Origin of the sequence: Sphingomonas caseinilytica (assembly GCF_023516455.1) — a bacterium.
GTDB lineage: Bacteria > Pseudomonadota > Alphaproteobacteria > Sphingomonadales > Sphingomonadaceae > Sphingomicrobium > Sphingomicrobium caseinilyticum.
Genome location: NZ_JAMGBA010000001.1, coordinates 576,750 through 589,403, shown reverse-complemented (window position 1 = coordinate 589,403; position 12,654 = coordinate 576,750). Strand labels below are relative to the sequence as shown.

Sequence of the window (12,654 nt, the reverse complement as noted above, 5' to 3'; positions counted from 1 at the left end):
CGGCAGGAGCCGTTCAAGGATAAGAACGAACGTTATCTGGAGGCGGTGGCTAGCCCCGTCGCGCGGAAGGCTCGGGCCGTCGCGCTACGCTGAACGCCGAGTGAATATGGGACTTTTCGGCCGTTTTCAGTGCGCTGCCGGAATGAATGGTCCAACCTGATCCTGGCCTTCGCGGATCCTGCCCCAACTGGATGGCGGTACCTCGTTCCAGACGCCGGCCAGTTCACCTAACGGTTCGGAAACCACCATTCGCGATTCATCCGAAAGCGTCCGGAACACCTCGATCTCGGGATGCTGCTCGCGCAACGCCTGCACGTCGGTCGAATAGAAAAGAGACGGAGGCACGCCCTCGCTCGAATAGCGGAAGGCCCACAGACTTTCACCGTCGCTTGCTGCAACACTCATCCGCATCGGATGCTCGATTCCTTGCGCGCGGCAGGTTCGCTCGATGAATCCCACGGCGCGCTGGACAGCGGCCGGCGGGTTTTCGGCAAGCCCAAAGGTCAGGGCCAGGTAGAAGAAGACCTCCGTATCGCTCGATCCCTCGATCGACCCGTAAAGCGCCGGATCGACGGCCATCACCAGCTCGCGCTTTACGCCCGCAAAGCCGGCGATCTGCCCGTTGTGCATCCACAGCCATTTGCCGTGGCGGAACGGGTGGCAATTGGTCTGCTGCACCGGCGTACCCGTCGATGCGCGGATATGGGCGAACATCAGCCGCGACCGGATTTGCCGCGACAGTTCCTTGAGATTGCGGTCGTTCCAGACCGGGTCGACGCATTTATAGAGGGCGGGCTCGTCGCCTTCGCCATACCAGCCGACGCCAAAGCCGTCGCCGTTAGTCGTGTGAGGCCCAAGGCGTGCGTGGAGGCTCTGGTCGATCAGTGAATGCTGCGGTTTGTAAAGGATCGATTCCAAGAGGATCGGACTGCCCGAATAAGCTAGCCAACGGCACATCATCTGCCTCCTGCGCGAGAACGTGGAGAAGCACCCGCGAGGTCGCCTGAAAATCGGGGAAATTGCGGAATGCCGTGCATCCGAAGCCCCGCTGTGCTTGAAGCGCGCTCGAAATGATCGACTCGTTCGACTTTCAGGGCGCTGACGGCAGGCAATTGTCGGGCCGCCTCGAGTCCCCCTCCGGCCGGGTCCGAGGCTGGGCCCTGTTCGCCCACTGCTTCACCTGCGGGAAGGACAATCTCGCCGCTGTCCGCATCGCCCGCACCTTGGCTGCCGAGGGGATTGGCGTGCTCCGCTTCGACTTTGCGGGCATCGGCGAAAGCGAAGGCGAATTCTCCGAAACCAGCTTTGCATCCAACGTCGGCGATATCGTCGCTGCTTGCGGCGCGATGGCCGAGCATGGCTGGCCGGTCAGCCTTTTAATCGGTCACAGCCTCGGGGGAGCGGCCGTGCTGGCCGCGGCCGGTGAGTGCAAGACGGTTCGCGCAGTGGCGACCATCAACGCGCCCTTCGACGTCGCCCATGCGCTTGCGCAATTCTCGTCCAACGATTTGCAGGAGATCGAGCGCGAAGGCAGCGCCGAAGTCCGGCTGGCCGGCCGGCCGTTCCGTGTCGGTAAGGAGCTGATCGACAGCCTCCGGATGCAGGACCAGGGCAAGCGGATTGCGTCGCTGCATCGTCCGCTGCTCATCCTCCACGCCCCGACCGACACCACGGTTTCTCTCGATCACGCAACGCAAATCTTTGCGGCCGCACGCCATCCCAAGAGCTTCCTGTCGCTCGAAAAGGCGGATCATCTGCTCACCCGCAAGGAAGATGCCGCACGCGCCGCTGGCCTGATCGCCGCCTGGGCCGACGCCTATGTCGAGCCGGCGCCCGGTAAGGACCCGCCCGTGGATGTGGAGGCCGTCGAGACCGGCAAGGGCAAGTTCCAGCTCCGGATCCAAACCGGCAAGCACCAGCTGATCGCCGATGAGCCCGCCAGCTTCGGCGGCTTGGACAGCGGTCCGTCACCTTTCCAGCTGCTGGGATCCGCGCTGGCGTCATGCATGACCATGACGGTGCGGCTCTACGCGGACCAGAAGGGATGGCCGCTGAAGCGTATTCGCACCAACGTCGGCCATACGCGCGAGCTTGATCAGAGCCCCCGCGACCGGTTCGACGTCCGCATCAAGTTCGAAGGCGACCTCGATGCTGAGCAGCGGGCGCGGATGCTGGAGATCGCCGGGAAATGCCCGGTGCACCGCGCACTGACCGAGGGAGCACGCTTCACCATCATGGAAAGCGCCGATCCCGCGCCTACCGAGCCACCGGAAGCGCATGCGGAAGCGATGGAACGGGTCGCCGATAGAGGTCCTTGAGATGCAGAAAGCCCCCGATGTGGGGAAAAAACATCGAGGGCTTCTACCACTGAACGCATTCGGCAATGCGCCATCCTCAATATCCCAGATTTCACAAGGCCTTGGCGATAGCCTGTTTGGGCCTGTGCCGGTCCGGGACGTTTCGCACTAGCTGGCGAGCTTTTTCCCAAGTGCGCACTGCGCCAGATAATCTTGCATCATCTCGGCTACTTCATCCTTCGTACCCAGGCGCACCGTGCACCGCTGGCCGTGCCAGCTCGCCCATGCGTCGCCGCCTTCGCTGCTGAAGACGATACCGTTGCGAAACTTTGCTGCCGGGGAACCGGGCTCGGCGACGATGGTGCCCTTCAGTTCGTGGACGAATTTGATGATCATTGCCGTAGCGATCAGGAATGCGCTGATTTCGAACCAGTCCGTCGGCCCCGCCAGGATAATGAAGCGCGGCTCGATAAAGAGGGTGCTGCCAACCAGCGCGGATACCAGCGCAACGGCAACCGAATGCCTCCAGCTTAGGGCGATTGCGGAAAGCAGGACGAACGGGACGTAGATTAGGAGCGGCACACCGGTCACCGGCCCCTGGACCGACGCACGAATGAGGGTCGGAATCACGATCGCGACCAGACTCCAGAAATGGGCCGGCCGCCCCGTGATAGCCGGTGCAAGGAACCAGTTGCCGACGATCGTTTTGCCGAACATCAATCTTGACCTGTGAATTGCGCAATGACTGCTCGTCATTGGCCGCCTTTGGCGCTGCTCGCATCATAAGTTGCGACACGGAATTGCGGGTTGAAGACAAGGCTTGCGGGGCCACTCTATGCGGCCGTTCTACCTCGTGCGCCTTCCGTAAGTTTATCGATTTGAAAAATAGGGCAATTTCCCGATGTCATGATGAAATCGAAAGGCCGAAGCTAGCTTCGGACTGTTTTGCGGGAGGATTTCTCCAACCATGCTTTTCCGCTTCGGTTCGATAGGCTCGCGCGACATCGCGATCGATCTGGGGACGGCCAACACCCTGGTCTATGTACCCGGCCAGGGCGTCGTCATCGATGAACCGTCGGTCGTCGCGATCGAGACTTCTGGCGGGACCCGGCATGTTCGCGCGGTCGGTAGCGATGCAAAGATCCTGGTCGGCAAGACGCCCGATCATATCGAAACCTGCCGCCCGCTGACCGACGGGGTCATCAACAACCTCGAAATCGCCGAGGAGATGATCAAGCACTTCATCCAGAAGGCGGTCGGCGTTCAGACCATGCTTTCGCGCGGCCCTGAGGTCGTGATCTGCGTTCCCTCGGGCGCAACTTCCGTGGAGCGCCGCGCCATTCGTGCCGCCGCCTTCAACGCCGGCGGGCGGGAAGTCTGGCTGATCGAGGAACCGATGGCCGCCGCGATCGGCGCGGGCCTTCCGGTTTCCGAGCCGATCGGTTCGATGGTGGTCGACATCGGCGGCGGCACGACCGAGGTCGGCATCATCTGCCTGATGAACCTGGCCTATGGCACGTCGGCGCGCGTCGGCGGCGACAAGATGGACGAAGCGATCACCGCCTATGTTCGCCGGAAGTATAACCTCCAGATCGGCGAGGGGACTGCCGAGCGCATCAAGAAGGAGATGGGATCGGCGATAGCCACGCCGGAAAGCCACCACATCGTCGGGCACCTCCGCGGACAGGATGTTGCAAAGGGCGTTCCGCACGAAATCACCATTTCACAGGCCGAAATCGTTGAGGCATTGCGTGATCCGATTGCGCAGATCGTCCAGGTCATCACCGCCTCGCTTGAAAAGGCCAAGCCGGAGATCGCCGCCGACGTCATCGATCTCGGCATCACCATGACGGGCGGCGGCTCGCTCCTACGCAACATCGACAAGGTGATCGCGGACGAAACCGGCCTTCCGGTGCATCTGGCCGAAGCGCCGCTGATCTGCGTTGCCCTGGGTGCGGGCAGGGTGCTGGAAGATGCGGCCTATCGGGGAACGCTCTGCCCGGCGTGATGCACGCGAAATAGGCTATTCGCCGCTGAGTTGACTGAGCTCGTCAAGGCAGCGCGCGATATTCTCCAGCGTATAGGGCTTTTGCAGGACGGTCCGCGACTGATGGGCTTCTGGCAGCTTTGCCTGCTCACCATATCCCGATGCAAAGACGAAGGGCGTTCCAATCTCCAGCAGCCTGTCCGCGATCGCGTAACTTGTGCTGTCGCCAAGATTGACGTCCAGCATCGCCAGCGTCGGCTTGAAGCTGTCGATTGCAGCAAGCCCGTCCCACACGGTCGACGCCGTAACCACGCTGTCCGCCCCGAGGCGTTCGATGGCGTCCTCAGCATCAAGAGCGATGATCAAGCTGTCCTCGACCAGAAGAACCCTCTCTCCAGTCAGGATCCGGGACGGCGAGGGAACCGGATGGCCGGGCGATGAGCGTGGGAACTTGATCGCGGGAATTTGATCGGCGTCGGCCTCGCTGACGTGCCTCTCCGGAATGCAGAACTCCGCGCGTAGTCCCGACGCCGCGAATTCGACCCGCGCCTTCCCGCCAAGGTCGTAAGGGACCGACCGCGTGATGATCGTCGATCCGAAGCCCTTGCGCGCCGGTGCGACGACCGGTGGGCCGTCCTTTTCGGCCCAATTGACGATCAGGTCTCCGTCCTCATCGCGTTTCCAGTGCAGATCCACCGTGCCTTCGCCGGAAAGGCTGCCATATTTGGCGGAGTTGGTGACGAGCTCGTGGATCACGAGGGCCATGGTGGAATAGGCCTGCGGGTTCAGCAGGACGAAGCCGCCGCTGGTTCTGATCCGGTCCGGCTGGTCGGCGAGAAAGGCGGCCGCTTCGGCGTCGATCAGCGCCTTGATGGGGGCCGGTCCCCAATGGTCGTCGGTGATCTGGTTATGCGCCCGCGCCAGCGCGTGGATGCGGCCGTCGATCAGCGAAACGAAGCTTTCGACATTGTCATCGGCTGGCTTCGATTGGCGGATAAGTCCTCGAATCACGCCCAAGATATTGCGAACCCGGTGGTTCAGCTCGGCGATCAGCAGTTCCTGGCGCTCATTGGCCTGCTGACGCTGGACGGTCGCCTCGTCGGCCATGCGCAGGACGACCTCGATCAGCGTCGCGCGCAGCGTCTCCGCGACACGGATTTCCGACCGCGTGAACGGGCGGGAGCGGCCTTCGACCAGTTCCTTCCATTCGGCGAAACTCTCCCTTGGCGTCAGCCTGGGTCCGTTGGGGCCATATTCGACCGGCTTGTGAGGATCGCCTCCCCACCGCACGGATCGGATCATCTCTTCGCGGAACAGGACGACATAGTCTCGTGCCGAGCGCGAAATGGGGATGGCGAGGAGGCCGGCGACCTGGTCGCCGATGCTAGTTTCGGGGACGAACGAAGAAATGCTGTCGGTCGCGACGACCCGGCCATCCTCCAACTGTTTCAACGCTTCAATGATCTGGCGGAACTCCGCCGGCGCCGGGACCGTGCCCGAGAATGCGGCGGTGTTGTTGATCCACACGCCTACGCCATCGGCGGGAATGGCATTTCGGAGGATGTCGCCAAGCCAATCGGGGTCGTTTAGCAGCGTCTCGTCCGAAGCGACCGCTCCCAGCAGCTGGTCGGAAATGTCGCGGGCCTGCCGCTCATATTCGACGGTTTCCTTCCGCTCGCGGCTTTCCAGACGCATCGAAAACATTTGGGCGAACAGCTCGCATACGGACCGGCGCTCGAAGGTGAGGGTCCGTGGCCCATAGTGGTGGCATGCAAAGAGGCCCCATAATTTGTCGTCGACGATGATCGAAATCGACATCGACGCTCCGACGCCCATATTCTTCAGATATTCGATGTGGATCGGTGAAACCGACCGCAGTACCGAAAGCGACAGGTCCAGCGGCTGGGCTTCATGATTTTCCGCCGGCAGGATCGGAACGGGAACCGCGTTGACGTCGGCAATCACCCGCAACAGGTTGATGGTGTACAGTTTCCGGGCCTGGGCCGGGATGTCGCTGGCCGGGTAGTGCAGCCCCTTGAAGCTTCCGATGCCGGATCGGCATGCCTCGGCGGCCACCTCTCCGGAGCCGTCTTCGGCGAACCGGTACACCATGACCCGGTCATATCCAGTCAGCGCGCGGATAAGCCTGGCGCCATCATTGAGAAAGCTTTCCGTCGTCGTTGCCCGATCGATCCGGGCGATCATCGAGCGGACGGTGTTGGTTGCATCCCCATGCTCGTCGGAAGACGGCTCCGCCTCGAAGATGATGAAGTCGCCCGAGACATGGACGGCAATGTCGAACTGCATCCGGCCCGGCTGGAGGGTGCAGCCGAAGATCCGTTCCACTCCGCCGCCGCCTTCCAGCAGCGCCAATCGGTTCCGCAAGGCGTGGATCAATTCCTTGCCGAACAATTCGGCGATCGGCTGGCCAATCAGATCAAGACTGTCGCAGCCCAGAAACTCTCCGGCATTGGCCGATACGCGCTGGACCTTGAGGTCGGCTGAAAGCGCCAGCAGGAAGCCGTTGGACTGGATGGCGCCAAGCAGGTGGATCGGCTCGCGATCGCAATTGGTGAGGTCGACCGACTGGACATTAATGTTCAAGGGGAATCTCCGCTGCCTCGCGGCCGGCAGCCTGGTACGTTGCGAACACGCCGCGAGCGGCACTAACGGCCAAGTCAATTTCCTGATGCCCGGTCAGCCGCGTTTCCAGCTCTGCCAGAAACGCCCTCCAGGCGCCGGGCTTGCCTTGTGCATCGAGGAAGCGAGTGGGGGCGGATTGGAAGACCTGCTTGCGCAAGACCTTTCCGCCCAGCCGCGAGCCTTCGAGAACATAGACCGCACCAAGGATTTCGGCCCAGGACCCAAGCGAAGTTGGCGGCTGGATCCGAATGGCGCCGATACTCAGCTCGTCGAGATCGTCGTAAATCAGGTGGCTCCGCCGGCGATCCGGCCAGTCGTCGACAACATCGGCAACACCCGCCTTTTCGAGTGACTGCTCAACGGCAAGACTTGCCGATGCCTGGGCAATCAGGAAGCGCTTGTATCCCTGTCGAGTTTGAAGATCGAAGTCCGTGTAAATGACTTCTGTGCGAACATGCTCATGGCGAGTTCGGCTTCGGATAATCGATGCGACGCTCAAACGGCCAATACTCCCGCACCGTTTACACCCAGGAAGCCTAATAATCGTTACGGGCGATCAAGCAATCTGTTATTACAAAGACTTAGGCGCATTGCTCTCGCGTCCGGCAATGACGTCACTCCGCGCATATTCGAAGGAAACTCAGCGTGCGAAGAGCGCGTCCAGGTCAGCGAATGATTTGAACTCGAGCGCGTTTCCGGCCGGATCGAGGAAGAACATCGTCGATTGCTCTCCGACCTGTCCCTCGAACCGGACATAGGGTTCGATCACGAACTTGACGCCCAGGCCCTTCAGCCGCTCCGCCAGCGCTTTCCACTCGGCGGGCGGCAGCACCACGCCGAAATGCGGCACCGGCACCGAATGGCCGTCGACCTGACTCTCGCCGCCATCGCCGTCACTCTTTTCATTGCCCTCGACGAGGTGCGCCACGATCTGGTGGCCATACATGTTGAAATCGATCCAGTGATCGCTGCTCCGTCCTTCCTCGCAGCCCAGAACCTCGCCGTAAAAGCGCCGCGCCGCGTCGAGGTCGTCGACCGGGAAGGCAATGTGAAATGGAGACAAGTGGCTCATGGCGTAACTCCCTTGGCGCTCGATCGTCATTGCATGCCGGCGGTGGCTAGCAGGATGCCCAGCCCGATGCTCGCGCCCTCCAGGCTCTTCGACTTTTCCACGTCGATCCATTCGTCGAGCGAATGCGAGCGATCGCCGACGCCGCCCGACCCGATCGTCACCGCCGGAATGCCGAGGCTCATCGGCATGTTCGAATCCGTCGACGAAAAGGACGGCTTGGGGGTCAGCCCCTTGGCACGAACGATCGCTTCCGCGTTCCGGACGATCTGCTGGGTAGAGGCCGTCTCGCCCGCCGGGCGATCGCCGATCAGCTTAACGTCGGCGGAGACCGCTCCTTCCTTGGTCGAACGAGCGGCATTCTCGCCCTCGACGCTCTTCTGGACGATCGCGAGGAAGGCCTTCTCGACCTTTGCCAGCTCCTCACGGTTCTCCGATCGCATGTCGAATTCCATGAAGACCTCATTCGGGATCGAATTGACCGAGGTGCCGCCACCGGTGACGCTAGCCGAGTAGGTCGCCTTCGGCTTCGTCGGCACCGGAATCTTGTAGAAGTCGACGACGGTCTGGCTCATCGCCACCATCGGGTTCACCAGGCCGAAAGCGCCGTAACTGTGACCGCCGGGCCCCTTGTAGGTGATGCGATAGCGCTTCGATCCGACGCCGCCGACGACGATGCGCGATGCGTCCGTTCCATCCATCGAGAAGAAGGATTTCACGCGGTCCTTATACTTGCCCTTGGTCAGCAGATAGCGAACCCCCCGCAAGTCGCCGGGTCCTTCCTCGCCGACGTTGCCCACGAAGACGATATCCTGCCGGACCTTGATGCCGCTCTCCTTCATTGCGCGGGCGTAGGAGAGGAGCACCGCGAGGCCGCGGGTGTCGTCACCAATGCCGGGAGCGGACAGGCGCGTGCCTTCGCGACGTACCTTGATCGGCGTTCCTTCCGGAAAGACGGTGTCGAGGTGAGCGGCAATCATGACCATCGGGCCGCCGGCGGGACCGGTGCCGCGATAGACGCCCATGGCGTTGCCCTCCTCGTCGATCTCGACATCGGCGAGCCCCGCCTCCCTCAGCATCTCGGCATAGGCCTTGGCGCGCGCGGCCTCCTTGAAGGGGGGCGCCGGAATCTCGGTCAGTTTGATGATCTCGGCGACCAGGCGATCATGGTCGCGGTCGAGGACGTTGACCGCCGCCTGATAACCTTTGGTTGTCAGCACCGCCTCGGGCTTTGGCTGCGCGGCCGCCGGCGTGGCGACTACCAGAAGGGAAGCGAGTGTCAGCAACGCCGGGATACGCATGTAATTCCTTTCGCTTGAAGCAATGGCAGGTTCGGCCGGAATATCGATCAGTAGCAGGCGCCGCGCCCACTGACAGAGGAAATGAGAACGCGGCCTGCCGCCGCTTGCCTCGGCACCGAATAACGCGCACCATTCTGCCCTGAATAGGGGAGTATTCATGAAAAAATATGTGCTGGCGATGCTCGCATCGGCGATGGTTTGTGCGCCAGTCGCGGGCCAAACCTTTTCTGAAGATCGCATCAAGGCCGATATGCGGTTTCTGGCGCATGACCTCCTGGAGGGGCGCAATACCGGCACTAGGGGATATGACCTGGCAGCGGAATATGTTGCCAGCCGCTACCTGGCGCTGGGACTGACGCCGCCGGTTTCGGGCAGCTACTTCCAGCAAGTTCCGTTCGTGCTGTCTTCGATCAAGGCGAGCCCCGATAGCTTTATCAGCTTCGGCGGAAAGACCTGGAGGAACGGGGAAGAAGTCGTCCTGTCGGGCACAAGCGTCTATCCGGACCAGTCCGAGGACCATGAAGTCGTCTTCGTCGGTTACGGCTTCGACGCGCCGCAGTACGGCTTCAAGGATTATGCGGGCCTTGACGTCCGGGGCAAGATTGTCGCCTTCCTCACCAGCCTTCCCGGCGGCGCGCCCAGCGATGTCGTGGCGGAGCTGGGCGACAAGCGGACCGAACTGGCTCAATCGAAGGGAGCGATCGGTGCGATTGGCATCTCCACCCCGCAAACGCTGAAGCAGCTGCCCTGGGAACAGTGGAAGCAATATGGGGCAGTGCCGCGGCTGCGCTGGCTTCACGCCGACGGCACGCCCAATGTGGTTGCGCCCGGCCTGCGCGTTGGCGGGTCCCTGGGGCCGAAGGCGGCCGAAGAGCTGTTCGCCGGTAGCGCCAAGACGATCGACAAGATTTACGCGCAGATCGAAGATCCGAAGGCGCGCCCCAAGGGCTTTGCGATCCCGGGCAAACTGCATTTCGAACGGCATAGCGCGGTCGACAAGATGTCGAGCCCGAACGTCGTCGGATTGATCCCGGGAAGCGATCCCAAGCTCGCTGACGAAGTCGTTCTGTTCATGGCCCACCTCGACCATGACGGCATCGTAAAGCCCGTGAACGGCGATTCCATCATGAATGGCGCGATGGACAATGCATCGGGCGTCGCCACCATGTTGGAAGCGGCCCAGGCCTTTCTCGATGCCCCCGCTCGCCCGCGCCGGTCCATCATGTTTGCTGCGGTGACTGCTGAGGAAGATGGGCTGCTCGGTTCGGAATATCTCGCCAAGCATCCGGTGACGAACGGCAAGAAAGTCGTCGCTGTGGTCAATCTCGACATGCCGATCCTGACCTATGACTTCAAGGACCTGATCGCTTTCGGCGCGGAGCATTCGACCATGGGCCCGGCGGTCGAGCGTGCGCTGCAAACCGCCGGTGTTGCCTTGTCCCCCGATCCCATGCCGGAGGAAGGCCTGTTCACCCGATCGGACCACTATAATTTCGTGAAGGAAGGGATTCCCAGCATATTCCTGGCAACTGGTTGGGCCGGCCCCGGCAAGGCCGCGTTCGATACCTTCTTTGCCAACAATTATCACCAGGTCAGCGACGAGGTGGACCTGCCGATCGACTGGAAGGCAGCGGCCCGGTTTGCGCGGATAAACTACGAAATCGGACGGGAACTGGCCAACGCGGACTCCGCGCCTCTATGGTATGAGGGAAGCTATTTCGGGGACAAGTTCGCCAAGGGCGCGACCAAGGCCAAGCGCCCGTAAATAAAGGCGTCGCAAACGCTTGAGCAGTGCGGCTAACGCGGATATGTTCGCATTTCGTTCCGCGTGATTTGGAGGGGTTGATGGACGCTGGCCTGATTGTCGTTGCGCTGATCGCATTGGCCGTCGGCGGTATCATCGGCTGGCTCATGGGCTCGCGCGGCGCAAGCGAAGGCAAGGCGACGGCCCAGTCGCTTCGGATGCAGCTCGATGGCGTGGTTGCGGAGCGTGACTCGGCGCGCTCCGAGATCGGTCCGCTCAACGCCGAGCTCGCCCGCCTTCGTGCGGAGGCCGAGCATTTCGACCAGCGGATGAAGGACCTCGCCGCCAACCGCGACGCGCTCGTGACCCAGTTCCGCGAGATTGGCGACCAGCTGCTCGAAAAAGCCCACAAGGATTTCCTCGCCAAGGCCGGGGAGCGTTTCAACGAGGCGGACAAGGCGAGCCAGAACAAGCTCCAGTCCCTGCTCCAGCCGGTCGAGGCGACGTTGAAGCGCTATGAGGAAGGACTGCAGCGGGTCGAGAAGGAACGCGTCGACCATTATGCCGGCCTTCGCGAGGCGGTGGAGCTGGTCCGTGCAGGGCAGGGGCAGGTGCGCGATGAGACCCGTAATCTCGTCAACGCGCTCCGTTCCTCGCCCAAGGCGCGCGGGCGCTGGGGCGAGAAAACGCTGCAGAATGTGCTGGAGCAGGCTGGCCTCGTCGAGCATGCCGACTTCGCTACCGAAGTTAGTGTCGATACGGACGACGGGCGCTTGCGGCCCGACGCGATCGTCAATCTACCCGGCGGGCGGAAGCTTGTGATCGATGCCAAATGTTCGCTGAACGCATTTCTCGATGCCTCCGAGGAAGCGGACGACGAGCGTCGCTCGGTTCATCTGACCCAGCATCTCAATTCGATGAAGACCCACGTCCAGCAGCTCGGTTCGAAGAGCTATTGGAGCCAGTTTGGCGACGCCGCCGACTATGTCGTCATGTTCGTCCCAGGGGAGCATTTCCTGTCCGCGGCGCTCGAACAGGATCACACCTTGTGGGAATGGGCGTTTGAGCGGAAAGTACTGCTTGCAACGCCGACCAATCTCGTCGCCATCGCCCGCACCGTTGCCAGCGTCTGGAGGCAAGAAAAGTTGAACGAGGCAGCCGAGGAAATCGCCGGCCTCGGCAAGGAACTCCACTCGCGGCTTGCCACCATGGCGCAGCATATGGAGCGGGTCGGCAAGAACCTCTCGACCGCCAACTCCGCCTACAACCAGATGGTCGGCAGCTTCGAAAGCCAGGTGTTCAGCCAGGCCCGTCGGTTCGAGGTGCTGGGCGCCGGAAGTGCCAAGGAGTTACCCGAGCCGCCGATGGTCGAGGCCGCTCCCCGCCCGATGACCAAGCTCGCGTCGCCGAAGTCTGCGGTCAACGAAGACGACGCAGCCGCCTGATTGTCTCCCCTCCCTGCAAGGGAAGGGAGGAAGCGGCAGCCTGAATTTTCCGCTCGCAATGTAGGAATTGATTTGCGAGCTTTTCGGCTGGCTCTTTGACTCGTCCGACACCAATCAACCAAGCGCGCTAAAGTCACTAAGGTCGCACGAAAAGGCGCCTCTCCTTGA

10 protein-coding genes are annotated in these 12,654 nt (G+C 62.0%); 4 read left to right on the top strand and 6 right to left on the bottom strand.

The genetic code is table 11. From position 1 onward, the window contains the following. Nucleotides 1–126: 126 nt before the first annotated feature. Nucleotides 127–957 (bottom strand): class II glutamine amidotransferase, encoded by an 831-nt coding sequence (locus LZ496_RS02935; RefSeq protein ID WP_249903095.1) that lies wholly within the window; start codon nucleotides 955–957, stop codon nucleotides 127–129. A gap of 113 nt (nucleotides 958–1,070) precedes the next feature. Here LZ496_RS02935 and LZ496_RS02930 point away from each other — a divergent pair, with 113 nt between their 5' ends. Next, complete coding sequence (locus LZ496_RS02930; RefSeq protein ID WP_249903094.1) at nucleotides 1,071–2,318, top strand: bifunctional alpha/beta hydrolase/OsmC family protein; 1,248 nt, start codon at nucleotides 1,071–1,073, stop codon at nucleotides 2,316–2,318. 147 nt (nucleotides 2,319–2,465) lie between these two features. On the opposite strand, the gene LZ496_RS02925 is transcribed toward LZ496_RS02930, so the two are convergent. Next, nucleotides 2,466–3,014 carry a DUF4118 domain-containing protein gene (locus tag LZ496_RS02925; protein ID WP_249903093.1) on the bottom strand — a complete coding sequence of 183 codons (549 nt, stop codon included), beginning with the start codon at nucleotides 3,012–3,014 and terminating at the stop codon, nucleotides 2,466–2,468. A gap of 250 nt (nucleotides 3,015–3,264) precedes the next feature. On the opposite strand from LZ496_RS02925, the gene LZ496_RS02920 reads away from it, so the two are divergent. Further along, nucleotides 3,265–4,305, top strand: coding sequence for a rod shape-determining protein (locus LZ496_RS02920; RefSeq protein WP_249903092.1), 1,041 nt, complete (start codon nucleotides 3,265–3,267; stop codon nucleotides 4,303–4,305). Nucleotides 4,306–4,320: 15 nt separating this feature from the next. Here the strand turns inward: LZ496_RS02920 and LZ496_RS02915 are convergent, their stop codons facing one another. The 4 genes from LZ496_RS02915 to LZ496_RS02900 all read right to left on the bottom strand — a co-directional run bounded on the left by LZ496_RS02915 (nucleotide 4,321) and on the right by LZ496_RS02900 (nucleotide 9,297). Continuing rightward, the gene (locus LZ496_RS02915; RefSeq protein ID WP_283937867.1) at nucleotides 4,321–6,888 is read right to left on the bottom strand and encodes an HWE histidine kinase domain-containing protein; all 2,568 of its coding nucleotides are present in this window, start codon (nucleotides 6,886–6,888) and stop codon (nucleotides 4,321–4,323) included. Then, a complete protein-coding gene (locus LZ496_RS02910; protein ID WP_249903091.1) occupies nucleotides 6,878–7,426 on the bottom strand; it encodes a biliverdin-producing heme oxygenase in 549 nt (182 codons plus the stop codon). The genes LZ496_RS02915 and LZ496_RS02910 overlap by 11 nt, the downstream gene beginning before the upstream one ends. A gap of 141 nt (nucleotides 7,427–7,567) precedes the next feature. Continuing rightward, a complete protein-coding gene (locus LZ496_RS02905; protein WP_249903090.1) occupies nucleotides 7,568–7,999 on the bottom strand; it encodes a VOC family protein in 432 nt (143 codons plus the stop codon). A gap of 26 nt (nucleotides 8,000–8,025) precedes the next feature. Continuing rightward, nucleotides 8,026–9,297 carry a M20/M25/M40 family metallo-hydrolase gene (locus LZ496_RS02900; protein WP_249903089.1) on the bottom strand — a complete coding sequence of 424 codons (1,272 nt, stop codon included), beginning with the start codon at nucleotides 9,295–9,297 and terminating at the stop codon, nucleotides 8,026–8,028. 157 nt (nucleotides 9,298–9,454) lie between these two features. Here LZ496_RS02900 and LZ496_RS02895 point away from each other — a divergent pair, with 157 nt between their 5' ends. Both LZ496_RS02895 and LZ496_RS02890 read left to right on the top strand, forming a co-directional pair. Next, nucleotides 9,455–11,062 carry a M20/M25/M40 family metallo-hydrolase gene (locus LZ496_RS02895; RefSeq protein ID WP_249903088.1) on the top strand — a complete coding sequence of 536 codons (1,608 nt, stop codon included), beginning with the start codon at nucleotides 9,455–9,457 and terminating at the stop codon, nucleotides 11,060–11,062. A gap of 80 nt (nucleotides 11,063–11,142) precedes the next feature. After that, the gene (locus tag LZ496_RS02890) at nucleotides 11,143–12,486 is read left to right on the top strand and encodes a DNA recombination protein RmuC (protein ID WP_249903087.1); all 1,344 of its coding nucleotides are present in this window, start codon (nucleotides 11,143–11,145) and stop codon (nucleotides 12,484–12,486) included. Nucleotides 12,487–12,654 lie beyond the last annotated feature (168 nt).

Bases quoted from the DNA above. Each gene is read 5' to 3' on its own strand.
- LZ496_RS02935 (WP_249903095.1), bottom strand. From the start codon at position 957: ATGTGCCGTTGGCTAGCTTATTCGGGCAGTCCGATCCTCTTGGAATCG.
- LZ496_RS02930 (WP_249903094.1), top strand. From the start codon at position 1,071: ATGATCGACTCGTTCGACTTTCAGGGCGCTGACGGCAGGCAATTGTCG.
- LZ496_RS02925 (WP_249903093.1), bottom strand. From the start codon at position 3,014: ATGTTCGGCAAAACGATCGTCGGCAACTGGTTCCTTGCACCGGCTATC.
- LZ496_RS02920 (WP_249903092.1), top strand. From the start codon at position 3,265: ATGCTTTTCCGCTTCGGTTCGATAGGCTCGCGCGACATCGCGATCGAT.
- LZ496_RS02905 (WP_249903090.1), bottom strand. From the start codon at position 7,999: ATGAGCCACTTGTCTCCATTTCACATTGCCTTCCCGGTCGACGACCTC.
- LZ496_RS02900 (WP_249903089.1), bottom strand. From the start codon at position 9,297: ATGCGTATCCCGGCGTTGCTGACACTCGCTTCCCTTCTGGTAGTCGCC.
- LZ496_RS02895 (WP_249903088.1), top strand. From the start codon at position 9,455: ATGAAAAAATATGTGCTGGCGATGCTCGCATCGGCGATGGTTTGTGCG.
- LZ496_RS02890 (WP_249903087.1), top strand. From the start codon at position 11,143: ATGGACGCTGGCCTGATTGTCGTTGCGCTGATCGCATTGGCCGTCGGC.